This window comes from Halomonas alkaliantarctica, assembly GCF_029854215.1.
Lineage (GTDB): Bacteria > Pseudomonadota > Gammaproteobacteria > Pseudomonadales > Halomonadaceae > Vreelandella > Vreelandella alkaliantarctica_A.
Map to the genome: position 1 here is coordinate 3,515,659 of NZ_CP122961.1, position 21,691 is coordinate 3,537,349.

Here is a 21,691-nt window from a genome sequence, read left to right on the forward strand (position 1 = left end):
GTAGCTGCTCCGCAGAAAGCGATAGTCCATGCTGGAATGATCAATAAGTTAACTGATAGTTTAGGGGTTTCAGAAAAAAGCTGTGGTACTGCAATCAACAATGAAGCCACAACAGTAAGGCCAACAATAAAATACCCCCCCACCTATAAAACTAAAACCGTGAGAGATGACCATAAACCAAAAGCGCAAGAAGCGATAAAGTAAGCTGATATCTTCATCGACAACTTGTGACCAGCGCGTTTCATTGATCATGTTGTACTTGCGATAGTCGTCTCCCATGTGTTGATAGCTTCGAAACCAGCCTACTGTATGTTCATATTCAAAATCAGTTGGATTAACCCCGATATAATTTCCCCAGGGTAGCCGGGCTACGTCTAAATGACTGCCCAGTTTTTTCCAAGTGCTTTTTTCTGGCGGCGGCGCTTGGCGGGGAATGGCGTCGGCCCGAAAGGCGGTCTCGGCATAGTGATCTTGTGGCTGTTCCGTCGAACTCATACTCCGGCTCATTGTTTGTTCCATACCCGTTTAGCCACACTACCGCTAGGGAAGGCCACCAACGGCCTTCCAAAGAATGTATTGATGACAGTTATTGTGATGATGTTAATGGTTGTCGCGTTTGTTCTGCGCAGTTGAGTCTTTGGCTTCAGCGCGCTCGACAAAGCGGTCCGCCTTGTTGGGGAAGCGGCCGTAGGCGTTAATGTCTTCGGGTTCTGCGGTATAGCTGTCGCCATAGCCGGGCACGGAGTGGGCCATCAGGTCCGGGCGGCTACCCCAAGGCGCGGCGTCGACAACCTTTCGGTGCTCCTCGCGCCATTGTTTCAGTTCCTGCTCGCTGGCTTTGGCGTAGAGATCGCGCCAGTAGGTCGCCGGGCGGTCGCGCTTACCCGCCTCATCGAAGGCCTTGGTCGTGGGGTCGAGATGGCGGAACGGCTCCAGGCGAGGAATGTCCGGCAGCGGCTGGCTGACGTCCATATAGCGGCCCAGCATGTCCCACATGGCATAAAGCTGGGCAATATTACCGTCAGCCGGGAAATCGAAATCAAGCGGTAGACCGTTGCGCTCGTCTTTGCTGTGCTGTGGATAGCGATGACGCACCTTGAGGCTATGGAACTGATTACCCTTCATATCCGCGCGCATTTCGATAAAGGCATCGAACTCATAAAAAGGGAACTCCCCACGGAAGGTCTTCACCATGCCCGTGCGACGACAAAAAGCGAAATCGTCTGACCAGCTTTTATTACTTTTGTAAAAGCGAATGCTGTATGTCTCGTAAAGCCTTCTCAGTATGGTAGCGATTCCACAGAATGCTGCTACTCCCAGTGGAAGTTTCAAAAGGAGAAGTGGGTATTCAGGTGTTTCAGAAAAGAATTGCGCAATTACTCCAACAATAGAAGTTATGACGGCTAGAGCGAGAATAAAGTACCCCCCCCCACCGATAAAACTAAAACCGTGAGAGATGACCACGAACCAAAAACGCAAGAAGCGATAAAGCAAGCTGATATCTTCATCGACAAATTTCGACCAGCGCACTTCATTAATCATGGCATAGCCAAGATAATCTTCTTTCATGTACTGGTAATCCTCAAACCACTCATTATCGTACTCATATAGGGTTGGATTGACACCGACATAATTCCCCCAGGGTAGCCGGGCCACGTCCAAGTTACTGCCCAGTTTTTTCCAGGTGCTTTTTTCTGGCGGCGGCGCCTGGCGGGGAATGGCGGCGGCCCGAAAGGCGGTCTCGGCATAGTGATCTTGTGGCTGTTCTGTTTGGCTCATATGCCGGCTCCTAATGTGTTCCATACTCGTTTAGCCACACTACCGCTAGGGAAGGCCGCCAGCGGCCTTCCAGAAGCAAGTCTTGATAACGCTGTTGTGGTGTCGTTAATCGCTATCGCGTTTGTTTTGCGGGAAAGCGTCGTTTGCTTCAGCGCGCTCGACAAAACGGTCCGACTTGCTGGGAAAGCGGCCGTAGGCGTTAACGTCTTCGGGTTCTGCGGTATAGCTGTCGCCATAGCCGGGCACGGATTGGGCCATCAGGTCCGGGCGGCTACCCCAAGGCGCGGCGTCGACAACCTGTCGGTGCTCCTCGCGCCATTGTTTCAGTTCCTGCTCGCTGGCTTTGGCGTAGAGATCGCGCCAGTAGGTCGCCGGGCGGCCGCGCTTACCCGCCTCATCGAAGGCCTTGGTGGTGGGGTCAAGATGCCGAAACGGCTCTAAGCGAGGAATATCCGGCAGCGGCTGGCTGACATCCATATAGCGGCCCAGCATGTCCCACATGGCATAGCGCTCGGCGATACTGCCGGTATCGGTGGGGAAGGTGAACTCCATCGGCAAGCCACTGTGCTTGTCCTTGCTAAACTGGGGATAGCGATGACGCACCTTGAGGGTGTGACGCTGATTGCCCTTCATGTCTGCGGCCATCTCGATAAAGGCATCGAACTCGTAGAAAGGAAAATTGCCCTGAAAGCTCTTGACCAGGCCCGAACGACGACAGAAAGCAACATCATCCGACCAGTTCTGGTTACTCTTGTAGAAACGAATACTATGTTTCTCAAACAGGGTTTTAAATACAGTCGCTACACCACAGATTAAAAAAAATGACAACGGAACCAAAAGCCCATCATATGGAAATGGCTCATCTGGGTTTACCCAAAAGGCAGAAGTTAATAATAGCAGTAAAACAAACACACCTATTGCCGAAAAAAACCACCCTCCCCCCTTACCCCCACCCGATGCGATAAAACTAAATCCATGACTAATAACGACAAACCAAAAGCGAAAAAAACGATAGACTAGGCTGATGTCTTCATCGACGAACTTTGACCAACGCAACTCGTTTATATGGTTAAAGTCATGGAAATCATGCTCGCCCATATACTCGTAGTCACGATACCATCCTCCAGAATATTCATATTCAAATTCCGATGGATTAATGCCTACATAGTGACCCCAAGGTAGACGGGCGACGTCAAAGTTACTTCCCAGTTTCCCCCAAACACTTTTTTCTGGCGGTGGTGTCTGGCGGGGAATGGCGTCGGCCCGGAACGCGGTCTCGGCATAGTGATCTTGTGGCTGTTCCGTCGAACTCATACTCCGGCTCCTTGTTTGTTCCATACCCAGGTCAGCGTCGAAGGTTGCGCCGCAAAAGCAACGCTATCTTCCAGCTTACGGTGTTGTCTTTCGACTGGGTCCCAGTATTCCACGCTCCCTTGGCCTTCGATATCACCCAGGCCTATGCGCACCAGGTAACTGCCCTGGTGGTATTCGCGTTGATAATCTGGCTCATGGCGGAATTGATCATAGCTGGCCGCCAACCATTTGGCGGGCACATCGCCAAGCCCCGTGGTGGGAACACCCAGGCGACGCCACTCCCGAGGAATACGAATACCCAAATAACGCACCGTAGGGTCATCTGGATCTTGCCTCAAAAGCTCTACCAGTAAGCGGCGGCGATCCATGGGAGCATATTGATAGGTGTGGCGCCTATCTGGCACCGGTGCCGAACAGGCGGCTTCGATTTGGGTGATGGGCAATTGAAACTCGCCATAACGCAGCCCCGGGCAGGTCATGCGAATAGCGATATCGCAGTCAAGGAAATCCGGATCGATATCGACCAAGCCTTGGGGCGCCACCAGCGCGAAGCGTACCTGGAAAAGTCCTTGCAATAACTGGAAATATGCACCTTCGGAAGAAGCTGACTGAAGGTCTTTGAGGTAATCGTGCTTGTCCATCTGCCGAGCATCATCCTCGGCCTCCTCCGCCAGGGACTGGAGCTTCCCTGCCAGTTCATCCTGATGATTCCCGAAGGGTCCATAGCGTACCCAAAGGGAGAGGCGATCATCGCGAGCGTTGGTAGCCATGTACTGACATACCAACGCCACCCCGAGACTAACCAGCATCACCGGTACCGGACGCGGAGTGCCCACCAAGCCCAACAGGCCATTCAGAAAGCGATTGCGCACCAGATTCATCCTGGCGGCGTTCGCCATCCCCTGACCATAGCCGGAACCAACATAACTACCTACGCCGATAGCGCCACTGGCGCCCGCTGTCCACTTAGCCGAGTCCCTCAAACCTTGCTGATAAAGTTGATAGGCATCGATGGCCACCAACGAGGCGGTAAAGAACCCAGCACTGAGTGTCATAAAGCCACGCACCTGACCCGCCTCACCCATAGCTTCTTGCCACCCGGCATTTTTGATCAAGCGTATATCAAGAAACTCATTGGCACGAACAGCCCAACCCCAGCGGACATTGGACAACTTAAGGCCCTGTAATGTCAGCAGGGAGGCATCAATAGTCGAACTAGCAGCTTTTAGAAGGTTTTCAATACTTCCTTTCTCCAAAGCGTCATCAATAGCCGACACCAGATTGAATGCCTCCAACACTACCAAACCCGACCACAACCCGATATACCCCGTCTGTGTCCACCGGAAGGCCTGCTCGCTGGTCACTTGCCCCGTCACCTGCGCTCGACTCGTGGCTGATGGAGACGAGGTGACTTCGCCACCCAAGACATTGCGGGCGGAGGCGGCCTGGAGGGCGATGCCACCTTGGGCCATCTCCTCGGTCAAAGGTTTGAACTGGCTGGGCAAGAGCCAATGAACTGTGCCATCGACATCGGCCACCTCAATGGGGAGGCCTCCCATCAAAGCGCCTTTGAGGTCGGCTATATCGGAGGCCAGGGTGATGGTCATGGTCTCGCCCAGCTTCAGGCCCGCCACCGCGTTGAGCAAGGTCGGTACGATGCTGCTGGCGACGGCGTCCGTACCGTTGAGCGCCATGCGGGCACTACTCATGGCGGGCCCCAGATCACCGACTTCTTCATCCAGGCGCTGCTGCCAGGCAATCAGTTGCTCTCCGGTTGGGGTAGCGACCTTATCTTGCTGGTCCATGACGTTTTTGGCGGCCACCTGCAGCACGTCCAGGTTCCTGGCATAAGGGCTGCCCCAGAGGTTTGTGCTGCAACTCTCCTCGGCAAACAGCAGGGGAGAGCAAGCATGGCCCGCCTGCTGTTGATTGGAAGCGAACAGTGCTTCAAGAGCTTGCTGGCACTGTGCAGGCGCCTGGAGGGTTTGGGCTTCGTCGGGTGTTGCCTTGAAGTCGAGGCAGTTCAAGCCGATTTGTAGGGTCTCTATACACCTTGCCAGCAGTGTGTAGGGCTCCAGGTGGTTGATATCATCAAACAGCATGGCGTCGCGCAGGGTATGGCAAAAGGCCCCCGGCGATGTGTCATTGAACAGCGTCACCAGCGCCGATAGCCGCTCGTCGATCCGCAGGCGGGCTAGGCGGCGCTCTTCTTCCTTGATCAAGCGGGCGAACAGGCTCTCCCGGGAGCGTTCGAGACGCGTGTCGTACCAAGTGTCGAGGTAGAGTGGGTTTTCTTCACCACTTGGGCCGTGCGGCATGAAACAGTTGGCCTGGATCAGTTCAGCAGACTTGCCGTGGGGATGATATTTCATGCCTTCAGAGAGTACCCAAAGCAGTTCCTGACCCGCCTGGATATCTTCGATCAAGTGGTCAATCGCCTGTTTGGGGTCACGCAAGAAAACTGCACAGAGCTGCTGTGCGCGAAGCGCCGCCAGGCAATCGTCGGTTCCCTCCGGCGCGGGAAGCATGGCAAGCGAGGCATCATCCGCACGCTCATCATCCGCACGGCAGGCATTGTTCCATTGCTGCACCAGGCAGCTACGCAGCGCAGGTGAAAAATATCGCTGACGCGTCTGAATATCGCTTTCTGGTGGTGTTGCCTGCTGATCATCGGACTCGAAGAACTCACGCTCGGCGCGTAGCTGTTCGACGAGCGTGTTCCAGCCCTCGGCAGAGGTGTCTTCCAGATAATCCCGTGCGCTGCCCCAGGCTTGCTCGTACATCACATCGCGTGGGCGCATGGGCGGCAGCCAGTCCAGGGAGGCCTTGCCAGCGCACTCGTCACGGTTGACTTCCACGCTATGGGTGTACATGTTGCGCATGTCGCTCTGCAGCATGGCACTCACCGACGATTCATTGAGGGCGAGTGGCTGGCAGCGTTTCTCAATCAGGCTTGGGTTGGCTTCTAGCTGCTGGATGTGAGCCCAGGGCCATGGGTGATCCGAGAAGGCAAGGCTTACATCGGCAGCCTCGCCATCGAGCTTGAGAGGCAAATGCAGATGGGACAGGGCTGGGCCGGTAAACTCCCGAACGGCAGGCACCTCATCTCCCTGCTGCCTATAAGTGGCGATATCACTATCGATAAAGCGAGGCGCTTGGCTCGGTTCACCCGATACCACTAGTTCACGAATCAGACGCCCGTTGAGAAACACATAGATAAAACCGCCGCGGCATGGCCCCGACGCTAGCTCCTGATGATCGAGGTACAGCATGGGTACGGTCGACACCATGAGGTTATGTTGGAATGCGCGCTGTTTGGGAATCAGACCACATTGTGAGACCTCTTCCACCTGCAGTAGCGGTACTTCAATATCGCCTATCTTTTGTACCAGTCGATAGTCTGCCAGCTCTTCTTCAAAAAACTCTTTCTGCGACTCGACGATGGGCCCGAAACGCCCCTCCGACGCATCTCCTTCTGCCAGGAGTTCAACTGCATTGTCACCCTGATAAAGCCAGTATTCATTCTGGTGGTTATCGTCATGTTGGCCGGTCATTTCTAGATAGATGGCCTTTGGGCTGCACGCATGATTCTGTGACATTTCTGTATCCTTTGTCATCTCATCGCATCGAGAGAGGAGCTCTGCACATACGCGCCCAACTCATCAATGAATTGTTCGAGTGCGTTACTGCTTACCAGCATATTTCGCGCGTTTTCAACGGCTTGCTTGCGTGGCAAATGGGTTTGCCAAGTGGCACCCCAATACTGCTCAAGCGCCCGCCAGAGGGATGTGATCTCGTCCTCACTTTGCAACAGATCGAAACGATCAATAGCATCACCCATTAACGGCATTAATCGGGAAAACTGCCTCAAGCTGGTCAGTCGCTGTTGGGTAACGTCGTCTAACCTTAATGCCTGGTTGGGCGTAATGTCCTCGCTGTTAACTGAGGAACAATGCTCATGAATGATCGTTCCCTGGCTTAGACAAAGCGCCCAATACCATGTCGTGTCTTTGCCCATCAGCATCAGTCGACCGTCCGGAGAAAGTTGCTCTTCGCCTAGCAAGAGATGTAAGACCGCTGGCTCGTGAAACCGCAGCAATCCCTTTCCATTCCCTAAGGTGTGTATGGTTAGATGCGTTGCTAAACGCTGTTGCAGCTCATCTAGGGTCTCGTTTGTGTCAATCACTACCGACGCGGCTGTTCCCACCCAATCGGTGCAGCATTGTTGCCAAAAGTCGCTATTTTGAGTGATATCAAGTAACACAGGGCCGCTATTTCTGACCCCTTTATAAGCCGTATCGTCGTAAAGCCAGCGAAACGTGGGTTGAGTCGCCTCTGCATAGAAACGACGTAACACCTCCCCCTCGGGAAGACTTCCGGTATCAACCAACCAATAACGCTGCTTCCTTTGCTCCGGCAATTTTACTGCGTAGCGCATTATCAGCTAACCCTAGCCCGGCAAGGACAGTCAGCCAGCGGGCAACTGCCATCGGTTTGCTTTTGGCATAACTGGATGATACTGGCCTCTACTGCCGAGGCTTCCAGCAGTGCCTCATGGGTCACGTGCGGTATTGCTTCATGTGTTTCTGCAGTTGCTTGACCTGGCAACTGCGGCCCCTGCGCAGCCTGACCACTGCCACTGCCAGGACTACCGCCAGAGTTAATCTTGACCTGCGGGCCAACAATAGTGACGCCGCTGGGGTCGATTTTCAGGAAGCTGCCGCCGGCTTTTAGGGTGATTTCCGCGCCTGCTTCGATCACCACCTTCATGCCCGCTTTGTGATGAATCTCTTGCCCTGCTTCCATCAGCTGCGCTTGGCCGACTTTTTCATGGCGGGTGCCGTCGACCTTCAGGTGGTCGTCGCCGTCTACCTGGGTGTGGCGGTTGTTATGCACCGTGTGGTGATCGTTGTTGTCGATCTCGCTGATGCGGTCGTTGTGCACCTTGAGGTGGCTGTCGTTGCGGATCTCTTCGGTGCGGTCGTTAAGCGTTAACAGCTCCAGGTCTTTCTGGGCGTGGAGCCAAATCTGTTCTTCGCCTGCTTCGTCTTCGAAGCGCAGTTCGTTGAAGCCTTCAGCCTTGTGGCTTTGGGTGCGCAGCACCGTGCGGGTTTTGTGTTCCGGCAGCGGATAAGGTGCGGTATTCACCGCGTGGTAGGTACGCCCGGTGACCAGCGGTTGATCGGGATCACCTTCCAGAAACGAGATAATCACTTCATGGCCGATACGCGGGATGGCGATACTGCCGTAGCCACCGCCTGCCCAGCCTTGGGCGACGCGTACCCAGCAGCTCGCCGTGTCATTTGGCTCTGCGTAGCGGTCCCAGGGGAACTGTACTTTGACCCGGCCGTGTTCGTCGCAGTGAATTTCTTCGCCTTCGGGGCCGACGACAAAGGCCACTTGAGGGCCATCGACGCGGGGCTTGGGATTCGGGGTTGCTCGCCAGGGTGCATCGCCGGGGATGAGGGTGACCTGGTTGTAATAACGGGTCATACCATTTGCATCACCCTGAGTCATGCCATCTTCTTCCAGCGCCTGGGGTTGCTCGCCGAAGTGGCTTACTTCAATGGCCTGCCAATCGCGGTTGAGGTTGTCGGTATCGTGATCGGTCAGGGTGAAACGCAGGCCTGGAGCGAGTTCGGGTAAATCGCTTTCAGCGCTGGCGGTAATCGCTTCGCGGCGTAGCTGTTCCAGACGAATGCGCGTAAAGGGCTTGCCGGAGGCGTCTTGCTTGTAGCGGCCGGGGTAGTCGTAGTGCTCGTAGTCAGCGTTTTGTCCGTGCTGCTCAACATCGCGGCCTAGGTGTTCATGCAACTGCGCATAGGCCGGGTTTTTAAAGCTGTAGTCTTTCAGGGTGGCGGTGGCCGCTGCCACGCGGGCGGTATGACTAAGCTTGCGCACATGGCGTGTGGGGGCTGTTCCACCAGCGCGGCTGTGGTAAGTGCGCTCACCCAAGCTGGTGAGTACTTTTGGATCATCGGCAAAGATTAAGCGGTGGGTGCCGCCATCACTCTCTTCAAATTCATGAAAGTAGAACAAGCCTTCTTCGGCGGCTAAACGCTCAATAAAGGCGAGGTCGGTCTCGCGGTACTGTACACAGTACTCACGCTGCTCCGGCTCGCGGGTGACCGCAAAGGAGACGTCGGTAATACCCCGCTCGTCGCAGAGGGTATTAATGATCGTGAGCGGGTCGACTTTTTGGAAAATACGCGAGTTCTGGCGCAGCGAGAGCCGCCATAGTGCTGGGCGCAGCACTAGTGAGTAGAAGGTACGACGGTGGCCGCGATCACCCCGGCCAAATTCGCTAACGATACCGTGTACCCGACGCAGCGGTTCGCCGTCCTGCCAGATGGTCAGGGTGGCTTCGCGATCCAGCAGTTCAGCGGCATCAAGACTGCCGTCCCGGCTCGCCAGGTTCAGCACCAGCTCGAAAGGCTGGGAGAGCGCCTCGCGGTGGGTGAAGTCGATCACCGCGACGTCATCAACGCCGGGTAGCGTTAGGGTAAATTGCAAACCTGTCATGGCATCATCCTTTGATTTCAGTGCTTAAGCAGGGGCCAGCGTTCTTGCTGAATGAAAGGACGCTATCGTCAGATGAAACTCTCTCAAGCGTGTAAAACCACCCGTCTAAAAACATCCAAAGGTTACCCTCCACCACTTCAAATATATAAGGGGGCTCATTTGGCTCTTGGCTATACACACTTAGCGTTCTAATATTTTCTCTTTCTTGGCCATAGCCGTAGAAATCCCCAAACCTTTGAGTTGCACTAGGAACCTCACCTTCCAGGTTCAATACAGGATAATCTTTTATTTCATAAATGGGGTTTTCATAAAAAACCCCATTCCAAAATGAAAACTCATTTTTTCTAACTATCACTAACGTATCTAGCTGCTTAAGAGCTTCTTCTCTACTCGTTAATCCTCCACGATATCGCTCTGTATTGGCCACTTCATAAGTACCGTAAAGGCTCTCCAATAGATCGCCTTCTTCAACACCGCCAGCATAAGTTGAAGAAAAAGACGTTAGAAAAACAAAACATATGAGTGCTTTCAATGTTTTTACCATCTTTCATACACCCCTTTTGAAAACATTTCCCATTCTGCGGAACGTCGATTTATCAGACCTTGATTTACTTTACCTTGTGATATATTCCATGCCTTCCATGCATCTTCAAGTGAGGAATAGGGTGTTTCTGCGTTAGGATCATTGATTAGTTTTGCTGCTGAAGATGAGCTAAATCCGCTAACCCCAGAGTTATAAGCCAGCATAACGGCTGCATCAAATTGGTGAGATTTAAGTGGAACGTTGATAACGCGATTTACTGTATTGACGAATGGGGCAAGATCATCTTCAAAAATTTGATCAGCTTGTTCTGAAGTAATACCGTTTTGATAAGTTGACCACTCCTGTTGAGCGATAAGATGTCCATAGCCGATAGTGGCACCGGGCATCCACTGCTCAATATATTCCCCTGTTTGATCGTCATAAGGCATCAAGCGTAGTCTCTCAATGCTCTGTAGCCACTGCCGTCCTTCTAAGCTTAGGGATGTAGCATCAGAAAGAGTGGCATCGTCGTTGTTAGTCGATTCAGTTGCGGGCGCAGCAACTGCCATAAACCCCATCGCGGACACTCCACTGGCACCGGTCATATCGCCTCCCTCCCCTGAGCCAGAGCCAATCACCACGCCGCCGCAATCCACCGAGTGGCCCGTCAGTGCTGCCGGCTTACCGTCAATTAAAATGCTGCTAGAGCCCTGAGCGATGGCTCGCGGGTGCGGCGGATGTTTGGGTTTATCATGCGGCGCTAGCGGGTCGCCTAAGCGAGCAACCGGCTTGCCATCCATTAGCACTGTGCCGCTGCCTGCGGTAACCGGCGTCGGCGGAAAACCATCGTGGTCGGTACCTATATCACCCACTAGTACAAATTTCTGGCCCATTGCTGATGCTCCTTAATTCCGATTCCGCTTATTCATCCCACTTTGCCGGCGCTTCGTAGCGGGCAACGTCAAAAGCGTCTACGAACTGACGGGTAAAGCCAGCGGCTTCAAGACTGTCGATGGCCGAGTGACAGGTCAGTGGCAGGCGTGTTTGCAGTGGCACACCACTTAAACTGCGCCGTACGGCCATAAGCAGTCGGGTGCCATGACCACTGCCTTTCCACTCTTGGCTGATGTAGAAAAAGCGCAGTTGCCAAGCGGCTTCATCATCTGGCCGACAGGCGAGCACCATGCCGAGCGGTGGCCCTTCACCGTGGCGAAGGGCTAGCAACCGCCCCTGCCAGTGGGCTACCTGGCCCTCTTCCCGCTGCAGCCACAAGCCGCGATGAACAGTAAACTCCAGCGCCCGGCGCAGCGTCTCCAGCACGCTTTTATCTCGCAACACCCACGGCGAATGCCCCTTGGCATCGGCTTGGTAGACCGCCTGGATAAAATTATCGATATCCTCTCCGCACGCGTCTTCTAATGGAGGGGAGCGTTTTCTCCCCTGACGCTTCTGGCGGGCAGTGGGTTGGGGCGAGCCTGGGGTAAACAGCCGCTTAAGTTTGGTCAGCATTGCTACCTCGCTCCGCGTAGAGCGCTGCCGGCAGTTGAAAGCCCGCTGCTAGCGGCCGCGTAAAGGGATTAGGCGCACCATTGGCAAATAGACGGTATCGCATCGTGCCGCCGTCAACATTGAAGCGCAGCTCCAATTCACGCTCACTAATACTGGTGATATCGGCCTGCTCCAATAACCGGAACCACGCCCAGGCGCCGTCCTGGCTCACGCTGCGGGGTGAGCGATTAACCTCACTGGGCACCATGGTGACGCGGCTTTCTGTACCGCCGCGCAGTGTGTTCGGCCAAATCATCGAAACACGCTGGCTGGCGCTGTGGGCATATTCAATCAACTGGCCATCCACGCTGATCACACTGCGTCGCTTATCGGGACTTAGGCTGACGGGCTCAAGGGCAAACTCCACGTCTAAAACACCGTCACGGCTAAAGTAGGCGCGGCGAATCTGTTCGGCCTGTTGAATGGCCGTATGCAGGCTATCGCGAAGCAGTGAGTTGCCTTCGGCATCTACTAAGTACTCTGGGGCGCCTTCAATAAAGGGTTTTAAGCTCTCTTCATAAAACGCATCCAAGATGCCGTCGGGGGCAAAAAACTCTTCAAAGTCGCTTAGCGCCACTTCACGGCTGGCGCCGGGAGCGAGAGGGTAGCGGCCAGCCAGACGCTCTTGGTAAGGCGCAACGACGTCATCAAGCCAGAGGTGCTCCAAGTGGCGCGTGGCACTCGCCATCATCAGTTGCCAGCTCTGATCGGCTAAGTTATGCAGCATGTCACCCACTGGCTGGGGCGTGTTGTCTGCAATACGCTGTAAGTTATTAATCGGGTCGTTACCGCGAAGCGAGAGCCGGTCTCGCACATTGATAAAAGCAGTACGCCCGGCATCACCCGATTCTTCAATTTCAAGTAAATAGTCACGCAGCTCTGTTACCGCGGTTTTAATCTCCTCCAGCGATGACGGATTATCGTTACGTTCCTGGCTCAACTGATTAATAGGCGTAAAGGGCTGCTCAATCGCGAGTGCAAGCTGGTAACGCTGGGACTGTTGCAGCGCTTTGCGCGCCTGTTCATCATCAACGGGTAGTTCAGGGTAGAGGCTGGTATTGCGCTCAACCGCTGCCAACAGCCGATCAAGCGGACGCTGTGCCCCAACCAGAGCATCAGCTACCACGATGGCTTGATGAATGTCCGGCAGGGGGACCAGTTGCGTATCGCGCAGGGCATCGCGCCAGCTAACATGGTAATCGCTGACGTAATGCTCGCGTAACGCCGTTTGCAGTTGTTGCTTATCAGCATCACTAAAGTTGATGTTGTCGCGCTGCCCAAGCACCCACACATCGATCAGTGCCAGTTCTGTGGCCCGCTCAAGTTCTTGTAAGAAATAATTTTCAAACCCATCCCGGGTGACCAGATACGGTAAGCGCACATGTTCGGGGTTATCGCTACGCGCCATAAATACCGTATCGAACAACGTGCCCACACTGCGCCGTAGATCCAGCGGCTCGCCTTGGCGGCTACCTGCGGCTTTGAGTGCGGCGTAAACACGTTCGTCGATCGGCTGACGCGCTAACTCATCTTGGGCCGCTGCAATACTGCCCTGAAGCGGCGCCATCGCTTGGGCGGGAAGCTGCTGACCTTCAGCAATATGGCCCACTAAATCGCTATGCTCCAAGGCATAGTCCAGGTGGGTTAACAGCCGCTCTTGAATCTCGCCCCGCTGGGGAAAATAGCCCTGCCAGCGCTGGGCCATAAAGCGCTCTACCCGTTCCGGTTGACGGCCGCTGGCATCCGACATCATGCGCAGCACGCGCAGCAGCGCTAATTTGACATTACTGCCCTCTTCGGCGCGGTTCATGTCATCCATGATGCCAATCATCAGTGCAGGCAGAAATTGATTTTCAAGCATGGCTAGATAAGCCCGCTCAATTTGGGCACCAATGATATGCCCTTGATACAGACCCATATCCGCCAGGTAAGGCGTGTGCGTGCGGTATTCGGAGAAGGTCTCTAACGCATAACGCAGCCTGTCTAATGGCGCTAGAAACTCATAACCACTGGGGTCATCGCTTTGAAACGCCTCCGGCTGAGTCGCTAAAAATGTTTCTGCCCGCTCTTCGACGGCCGCGAGAGACACGCTGTTCTTCTGGTAGAAGTGCGCCCAGCCACCGATAAGCCCCATCCCCATCACCAAGCAGGCGACGAGACTGATATTGCGTGTGCGCCGCCGCCGCTGGGTGACCCTAGCGTTATCCCCGGCCAACCCTGCTTCGGGGTAGATAACTTTATCGAACAGCTCCTCGGTAAAGTAGAGTGCGCTGCGCGTAGCGCGGTGGGCGGGCTGAACATTGTCATCCATGCCGTAACGCCGGGCAGCCGCATCCACAAAGGGGTCTTCGGGAACGCCTTGCTGATACACGGAAGTAAAATAAGTACCGCGAACCATGGCGGCAGTCGAAAAGCGGTCGCTTGATAGCGCCTCGGTCAAGAAGCCGAACAACACATCGCGCAGACCCGCCAACTGGCGTACAAAACGGAATACTGATTCGCGCTCTTCGCGGTCTCGGCACTCCGACAACATGGACGGTAACAGCTGATTCAAACGCGCCAGCATGGCATCGTAGTCGGTCTCAAACTCTGACTCCCACTTACCTGGCGTTTCCATGGACGCCGGGGTAAAGGTAAATCCAAGCGGCGCACGTCGGGCCTCGCGAGAGTAGTGGCGAAAGAAGTCATCAAAGCCGTGTAGCAAATCCATTTTGCTGAACGTGACGTAAACCGGCAGACGAGTGCCGTGACGCTCCATCAGCTCTCGCAGACGGCTGCGTAGCAGCGCGGCATAGGCCTTGCGCACTGCCACTTGAGCGTGGCTCAACCGGGCAAGATCCAGCACCAGCACCACACCATCCAGCGGCCGCTGGGCGCGATTGCGCTCTAACCAATCAACAAAGTGATCCCACAGCCTGCTCTGCAATGCCTGCGGCTCGCCCCCTTCCATGGCACCTTGGGTCAACAGCTCTCCGTCAGGGTCTATCAATACGGCTTTATCGCCAATCCACCAGTCAAAGCCAAGCTGCCCTTGCTTGCTGCTTTGGCCGGATGCCTTCATGACGTGGGTGAGTGCAAAATTCTGGCCGGAGCGATTGATAAGGCTGGTTTTGCCCGCGTTTTCGACCCCCATTACCAAGTACCAGGGCAGATGGTAGCGGCTGCTATGACCACCTCCCAAACTATTGGTAATCTCGCTTAACACGCTGTTAAGAGACGCTTCCTGACGCTCGACTTGCGACATAATCGGGTCTTGTTGGCGGGCGTCTTCCTGTTGACGCTCTTCATCCAACGCCCGTAAACGACGCGCCAAGCGGACTCCCCATACCACGGCAATCACGGTGACCACTACCAACGTGGCCAATAGACGATTCGTTAAGGGCGCGAGGGGCATGACACCTCGCACTTCCCAGCTAGGCCCTAGCCACCAGATCGCGACCAGTAACACAATCAGCAGGACTGCCCACAGCAGCGTTGAGATCCGCAGTAGGCCTTTGGCTTTATTACCATGTGCCTGGGCCCGGTTGTGCGCTGACTGTGCCTTCGACATACCTGGCACCCAGCGGCTTAGCTTCGATTTTAATGTTGACCACATTAGCCTTTATCCCTCGTCCCTTTAATGATGAACATTATTAGTGCGTCTCTTTAACCGCTGCTTTAAGGCGTGATACCAGCGCTGGTTCCCACTGCTCTAGCGCCAGCTCGGCTACACGCTGACGCAAGGTGTGGTAGTGCTGCTGCGCGAGGCTTTCTAGCCCGGTTTCGTGCAATAGGTCCGCACTTGCCAAGCGCCAATAGGCGTTCTCGCGAGGTGATCGGGCGGCACTTAAGCCTTGGTCGAGCACTTTTAATGCCGCGCCAATATCGCCACTCTCCACGGCATCGCGAGCTTCCTCGAGGCCCATCTGCCATGCATCACTGCCATTACCGCTGGATCCGCTGCCACCTGATGCGCTGCTATATAGCCAACGTTGCGTTTCATCGTCGACAAACCCCGCGCCGTTGTTGAATGTCAGGGTTTCGATGCCCGGAAGCCGCGCTACAAATCGTTGTGCTTCATCACGAATCGCTTCAGCACAACGGGGATGTCCGAGCTGCTTGGCAAGCCCAGCGCTAAGCCGGTGGCCTTCCAGCCAGTAGGGGCTTACCGCCAGGCTATTTTCGATTCGCTGCCAAAGACCGCTGTCGCCACCCCGCGCGAGAGCTTCGCGATAATCGGCAATACGGTCTGCCGAGACCGGAGCTAACTCAGTTTTCCCTTCCGCCTTAGCTGCTGGCAGCGCTTGTATTGCGCTCCATATGGCGTAGCGGCGAAGGCGATAAGCGAGCGGTTCACCTGGCGACTGCTCGCTCAAAAAATCCGCCATTTTGAGCAGAGCCTGACGATTAGAGCGTTCATTGCCCGCTTCTAAACGCAGCTCTGGCGCTTTCGCAGGGGCTTGGGCTGCCGCATGCGCAGAGTCAGCGTGATCAGCATTAGGGCTATTCGTTTTGTCGCTACTCTCTGCCTGCTGGGAAGCGTTACTACTCTTCTCTGTAGAGGACGACTGGGCCGGGCGCTGCGTCATTAACTGACGACTTAATTCGCCCAGCGAATCCCCAGGTAACGAGAGTTGCTCTACCTGCGCCTTTAGTTCGGTGAGCGCGGTTTGGCAGGCCTCGAATTCATCTTCGGCGTTGTGAAAGTCGAGCCCCCCAGCGAGTTTTACGCTGCGCTGAGTAAACTGTTGAAACAGCCGCGGACGCAGCTTCGCACCACGCTGGCCATTAAACGGGTAGGCATGTTCCCACCAGGGTTGCTCAAGCGCGCGCGTTAGCAAGCGCAGCGAAAGAACAAAGCGCACACCGTTACCATCGTGCTGCAGGCAGTGCAGTAAATGGCCTAACACTTTCAAGTCTTTGCCACGCTGGCTAAGCATTTGAATAGCAAGTGTTTCAGCGGTTTCCCAAGCGACACTAGCGTGCTGCAACGAACCGACTTTCATCATTTCAGCATCAAGCGCCAAATAATCGCTCGACTCTTCAAGCGGCTCCCCCACTGGCTGCCCTTGATCATTGGCCGCTAGCGGTGCCAATAAAGGTTCAAGATGAGTTTCAGCAGTAATACGCATAGCTCTTGCTCCCTTACCAACGACACGCTTCGCGTAACGGCTGAATGAGTTGGCGGAGATCGGTAATATCAAAACGCAGCCCGTCTAAGCTCGCCAAATCGCTGTTAATCGTGACGTTGTTGGCACTTAGCAGTTGGCGAAGCGTTTCGATGGCCGGCAACCCACGGCCACCATTGATGACATGCCCACCATCACGGACTCGCCACTGCTGTCGAATAGTGGTGCCATTCGCGTGTAGCTGCAGATCAACGCGGGCGTTATCGATTGGCTCTGGCATGTGTAGTTGGAAACGAGTGATCTGCTTTTCACAGGCCATCACCATAATGGGCCGTGGCGGAGTGGTACCCAGCGCAGGAACACTCATCAATACATCGTCGCCGGTGTGCCCAACCAGCAAACTAAGATCATCGCTATCACGCTCGCTCTCTTGCCGGTCAATCGCGTACCACAAATCAGGCAACTCTCTATCCTGGGTCGATACGGTCGCTGTTTTGAACACATCGTCATAGCAACTCAGACGTTCTAAGCGCGAAGTCTCATCAGCACATGCCAAGGCGCTTTCCAACATTGCCTGGTGCTCTTCTGCTAACGCAGCCGAGCTCCCCAAAACAGCGATGATAAGCATTCCCCAGCGTGACCACTGGCGGATTGGTAGCGTCACTTTCATTTGGTATCCAGTTCTAGCAGTTGGCATTTATGTGCCAGTGTTCGCTTGGGTAAGCCGAGACTTGCAGCGGCTTGGGCACGATTGCCGCCAAAATGCATTAACCTCTGGCGAATAATGGCGGACTCAACGTCGCGAAGCGTTTGGCGCAAGTCATCGATATCGTTCGGCAAAGAGTACGCCGTGCCGTTTACCTGCGAATTCGGTGACGCTTGAGCGTCGCTCTCTTGCTCGCCCGGCAAGACATAGGCATCAATATCCGCCCCTTGCGGTGTCATAGCGCAGGCGTAATCAATCAGGTTCTTCAGCTCACGGACATTGCCGGGGTATTCGCGTCGCTGTAATAAGCGCAGCGCTGACGGGGTGATACCCATATCGTCTCGCTGTTCACGCGCGCAGAAATCGCTAATGAAGGATTGCGCTAACTGGGCAATGTCATCGCGCCGCTCTGCGAGGGGCGGCAAGGAAAGGGGGAACTGGCCCAGCCGGTAGTAAAGGTCGGCACGAAAATGCTGCGCACGGATATGCTCGCGAAGCGGTTGATGTGTAGCGGCCACAAGACGTAAATCGGCACAACGCTCTTCGCTAGCGCCGAGCGGGCGATAGCGGCCACTTTCTAGCACTCGCAATAACTTGGCTTGCAGTGCCAGGGGCATATCGCCAATCTCATCAAGAAATAGCGTACCGCCATCGGCTTGGCTGATTAACCCCTGCTGGGCGTGGTCAGCCCCTGAAAACGCGCCTTTGGCATGGCCAAAAAGCTCCGATTCGAGCAGCGCTTCGGGTATAGCGGCACAGTTAATGGCCATGAAAGGGCCTTTCGCACGCCCAGAGAGTTGATGAAGGGCACGCGCCACCCGATCTTTCCCCGTGCCTGTTTCTCCCTGCAGCAACACAGCCAGGTTGGTTTCTGCCGCCCTCACCACTTGGCGGCGTAGTGTTTGCATGGCGGTTGACTGCCCCAACAGGTCTTCCGACAACTGGTCGGCCAACGCTTGTCGGCGCGCCCCGTCGTTAAGCTTGACTAACGAATCACGCAGTGCCCGCGAACGGTGGCGCTCACCCTGCTCGCGAGAGAGTCGCGCCCATAGCTGGCATAACAATTCTTCAAACGCCGCCATACCTGGATCATCGTCTAGGGCGCTAAAGGTACTGCCCTCGCCCACCATTAACAGCGCCCCCAGCCACTCTTGCTCACCATCTTTGGCGCGAAGTGGTCTTACTTGCAGGCGTTTTTTGGCTCCCAGGTGAACGACCTGAGCTTGAAAGCCGGCATGATCCAAACGCGTACGCGCATCACCAACGCTTAATGTGAGCGCTTTACCACTGCGTATCACGTGGGCGTAAGGGTGGCTAAAATCGCTGCAATCAAACTGCACCTCATCACCGTCGCGCCCAAGCCAACGTCCACTGCCCTCTACATAGAGACACTCAGCGCAATCCAGCCCTACTACCTCGCGCAGCACTTGAGCTGCGCGTTTGCGCAATGCTTCTGCGCTAACGCTCTCCACCAGTGTTACCGCAATAGGCATGGCGGCTAGCGGTGAAGATGAGCTCTCTCGAGTAGCAGCGAAGGTATCAATGGCTTGAAGCGTCATGGTGTCACGCGACCTCCGCAGTAAAGGTGCCGTGTTCAGCGTCCACACCCAACGCTACCCGGCTCACTTGCTCGCGTCGTGCCATACGCTCTAGCAGTGCACGGGAAAGCGGTGGCAGCAGTTCACCATCAATCACCGACTCCAGCATCCGCGCGCCGTTTTCGCTGCGCGTTGCGCGTTTGCAGATCGCCTCGGCTAGGCTTTCATCAAGCACCACCTCGGCATGGCGATGGCGCTCGCGGATGCGAGCAGCCAAGGTATCCAGCTTGGCTTTGACGATGTCGCGCAGAGTATCGACGTCCAGCGGCAAGTAAGGCACCACTTCCATACGCGCTAATAGTGCCGGCTTGAAGAACCCAGCCAGCACCGGATAGAGCGCGGCATCCAGCGCTACTGGGTCATCGCCATAGCTAACGATGGCTTCGTAGCCCAGGTTGGAGGTCAGGAAGAACAGCACATTTTTACAATCGATAACGCGCCCTTCCCCGTCCGCCAATTCGCCTTTATCGAACGCTTGGTAGAAGAGGTTAAGCACATCTGGATGGGCTTTTTCGACTTCGTCCAGCAGCACCACCGAATAAGGACGCTGACGGATCGCTTCGGTGAGTAGCCCGCCCTCGCCAAACCCGACATACCCCGGCGGCGAACCAATCAGACGTGAAACGGTATGCTTTTCCTGGTATTCCGACATGTTGATCGTGGTAAGAAACTGACGGCCGCCATATAGCTGGTCGGCAATTTGCACCACGGTTTCGGTTTTACCAACGCCACTGGGGCCTACTAGCAGGAACGCGCCCAAGGGCCGTCCCGGGCGGCGCAGGTCCGCACGCGCGGTTAGCAAGTGGCGGTGAATACGTTCAATCGCACTGCTTTGTCCCTGAATTAATGCCTCCAGATGCGTCGGCAGTTCGGTGAGCCGCGTTAGCTCATCGCTGGTCATGCGCTCGACCGGTACACCGGTCCAGTCGCCAATCACCTGGGCGATCTGGGCTTCTTCTACGCTGGGATTGACCAGTGCAAACGTTTCTTGAAGCTGGGCCAACTGCTGCTCCCGTTCGGCGAGTTCTTGATGAACGCCTTCGGGAAGTTGATCAACGGCATCGCCATCGGTGGCCTCTAGCAACTGGCGATGTAGCGCCACAATGGCATCCACACACTCGCGCTGCGCTTGCCAGGCGGCTTCCAGGCTTGCCAACTCCTCTTCCAGCTTGGCTAAGCGTTCGGATAAGTCGTGGTGGCGCTCGCTATCGGGTTCGCGCCCCAGCAGACGTTCACGCTCGACCTGATCGCGCTCACGTAGCGCAGCGATATGCTCACTCTGCAAGTGGCTTAGCTTGCGGGGCGGGGTATCCAGAGCCTGCGCCAGCCGAGTACAGGCGGTATCCAGCACGTCAATGGCTTTGTCAGGCAGTTGCCGACCGGCCAGGTAACGGGCCGAAAGCGCAGCGGCAGCACGCAGACCGCTATCGCCAATCAATACACCATGTGCGCGCTCATACACATCCCGCAAACCGCGCAGGATGACCAGCGCCTGTTCGACACTTGGCTCGGAAATCGCAATCGGCTGAAAGCGCCGCGATAAAGCTGGGTCTTTTTCAAAGTACTTTTTGTACTCACGCCAAGTAGTGGCGGCGATGGTACGCAGCTCGCCCCGCGCCAGGGCAGGTTTGAGCAAGTTGGCCGCGTCACCACCGCCTTCCTGATTGCCAGCACCAATTAGCGTATGCGCTTCATCAATAAACAGTAGCGTGGGACGCGGGGCGTTTTTGACTTCGTCGATCACCGCTTTCAGGCGCTTTTCAAACTCACCTTTCACCGCGGCGCCGGCTTGCAGTGCACCTAGATCAAGGGTCAGCAGCTCAACATCTGCCAGCGCGGCGGGCACTTGCCCTGCCACAATGCGGGCTGCCAAGCCTTCTACCACGGCACTTTTTCCCACCCCGGCATCGCCAATCACAATGGGGTTGTTCTTTCGCCGACGTCCCAGGATATCGAGCATTTGGTCGATTTCCGGGTCACGCCCCAGAACGGGGTCAAGCTCACCTTGACGTGCTTGTTCGGTCAGCGAGGTCGCAAAGCGAGCCAGCGCACTATCATCACCCGCACGGTGGGCAGGCTGGCCTTGGCGCGTGTCAGCACTCTGCTGAGGCGCTTCGGCTGAATCGGCTGTTAAGCTCTTAAAGTGGCGACGTAAATTTTCACGATTAATGTCCGCTAATAGACGAGCGGAGCCTGCCCCAAGGTAACGGTCAGCGTTATGAAGCAAAGCGGTTAACACCGCCCCACTGCGCAGTTCGCTATGCTGATACTCAGTGGTGGCCAGCAGCCAGGCATCTTGTAGCAACTCCACCAACAGAGGTGAAAAGCTGGGGGTCGTTACGTCTAAATCCCTCGGTGGACGCGTCTCTTCTGCGAGTTGAGCACGCAGCTGTGCAACATCAATATCGAATTTTTCACATAAACAGCGCACATCGCACAGTGGCTGATCAAGCAACGCTTGTAATAGATGAGCGGCAGTGACTTCGGGCGCCTGCTGCTGCGCGCACAGCACGGCGGCTTGTTCGAGTCCTTGGCGAGCGATCACATTTAAACGGCTAATAAGCGCTGGAAGCTCTACCCTGAGCATGGGTTC

14 protein-coding genes are annotated in these 21,691 nt (G+C 55.4%); all 14 read right to left on the reverse strand.

Features of this window, described 5'->3' with window-relative positions:
* Nucleotides 1-69 precede the first annotated feature (69 nt).
* Nucleotides 70-495 carry a hypothetical protein gene (locus QEN58_RS16185; RefSeq protein ID WP_280104624.1) on the reverse strand — a complete coding sequence of 142 codons (426 nt, stop codon included), beginning with the start codon at nucleotides 493-495 and terminating at the stop codon, nucleotides 70-72.
* Between the two features lie 105 nt (nucleotides 496-600).
* The gene (locus tag QEN58_RS16190) at nucleotides 601-1,779 is read right to left on the reverse strand and encodes a hypothetical protein (RefSeq protein ID WP_280104625.1); all 1,179 of its coding nucleotides are present in this window, start codon (nucleotides 1,777-1,779) and stop codon (nucleotides 601-603) included.
* 105 nt (nucleotides 1,780-1,884) lie between these two features.
* Nucleotides 1,885-3,093: a hypothetical protein gene (locus QEN58_RS16195; protein WP_280104626.1), complete on the reverse strand. Its 1,209-nt coding sequence runs from the start codon at nucleotides 3,091-3,093 to the stop codon at nucleotides 1,885-1,887.
* Complete coding sequence (locus QEN58_RS16200) at nucleotides 3,090-6,692, reverse strand: hypothetical protein (RefSeq protein WP_280104627.1); 3,603 nt, start codon at nucleotides 6,690-6,692, stop codon at nucleotides 3,090-3,092. Before QEN58_RS16200 ends, QEN58_RS16195 begins: the two co-directional genes overlap by 4 nt.
* 14 nt (nucleotides 6,693-6,706) lie before the next feature.
* Nucleotides 6,707-7,531 carry a DUF4123 domain-containing protein gene (locus QEN58_RS16205; RefSeq protein ID WP_280104628.1) on the reverse strand — a complete coding sequence of 275 codons (825 nt, stop codon included), beginning with the start codon at nucleotides 7,529-7,531 and terminating at the stop codon, nucleotides 6,707-6,709.
* A 2-nt stretch (nucleotides 7,532-7,533) separates the two neighbouring features.
* On the reverse strand, nucleotides 7,534-9,615 hold the full coding sequence (locus QEN58_RS16210) for a type VI secretion system Vgr family protein (RefSeq protein WP_280104629.1): 2,082 nt from the start codon (nucleotides 9,613-9,615) through the stop codon (nucleotides 7,534-7,536).
* A 4-nt stretch (nucleotides 9,616-9,619) separates the two neighbouring features.
* Complete coding sequence (locus QEN58_RS16215) at nucleotides 9,620-10,159, reverse strand: hypothetical protein (RefSeq protein WP_280104630.1); 540 nt, start codon at nucleotides 10,157-10,159, stop codon at nucleotides 9,620-9,622.
* A complete protein-coding gene (locus QEN58_RS16220) occupies nucleotides 10,153-11,031 on the reverse strand; it encodes a type VI secretion system PAAR protein (protein WP_280104631.1) in 879 nt (292 codons plus the stop codon). The genes QEN58_RS16215 and QEN58_RS16220 overlap by 7 nt, the downstream gene beginning before the upstream one ends.
* 28 nt (nucleotides 11,032-11,059) lie before the next feature.
* Nucleotides 11,060-11,647 carry a GNAT family N-acetyltransferase gene (locus tag QEN58_RS16225; RefSeq protein WP_280104632.1) on the reverse strand — a complete coding sequence of 196 codons (588 nt, stop codon included), beginning with the start codon at nucleotides 11,645-11,647 and terminating at the stop codon, nucleotides 11,060-11,062.
* Complete coding sequence (gene tssM, locus QEN58_RS16230) at nucleotides 11,631-15,236, reverse strand: type VI secretion system membrane subunit TssM (RefSeq protein ID WP_280104633.1); 3,606 nt, start codon at nucleotides 15,234-15,236, stop codon at nucleotides 11,631-11,633. The genes QEN58_RS16225 and tssM overlap by 17 nt, the downstream gene beginning before the upstream one ends.
* Before the next feature lie 82 nt (nucleotides 15,237-15,318).
* Nucleotides 15,319-16,797: a type VI secretion system protein TssA gene (gene tssA / locus QEN58_RS16235; protein WP_280104634.1), complete on the reverse strand. Its 1,479-nt coding sequence runs from the start codon at nucleotides 16,795-16,797 to the stop codon at nucleotides 15,319-15,321.
* 13 nt (nucleotides 16,798-16,810) lie between these two features.
* On the reverse strand, nucleotides 16,811-17,464 hold the full coding sequence (gene vasI / locus QEN58_RS16240) for a type VI secretion system-associated protein VasI (protein WP_280104635.1): 654 nt from the start codon (nucleotides 17,462-17,464) through the stop codon (nucleotides 16,811-16,813).
* Nucleotides 17,461-19,059 (reverse strand): sigma-54 interaction domain-containing protein, encoded by a 1,599-nt coding sequence (locus QEN58_RS16245; protein WP_280104636.1) that lies wholly within the window; start codon nucleotides 19,057-19,059, stop codon nucleotides 17,461-17,463. The genes vasI and QEN58_RS16245 overlap by 4 nt, the downstream gene beginning before the upstream one ends.
* A 4-nt stretch (nucleotides 19,060-19,063) precedes the next feature.
* On the reverse strand, nucleotides 19,064-21,685 hold the full coding sequence (gene tssH / locus QEN58_RS16250; protein WP_280104637.1) for a type VI secretion system ATPase TssH: 2,622 nt from the start codon (nucleotides 21,683-21,685) through the stop codon (nucleotides 19,064-19,066).
* Between the last annotated feature and the right edge of the window lie 6 nt (nucleotides 21,686-21,691).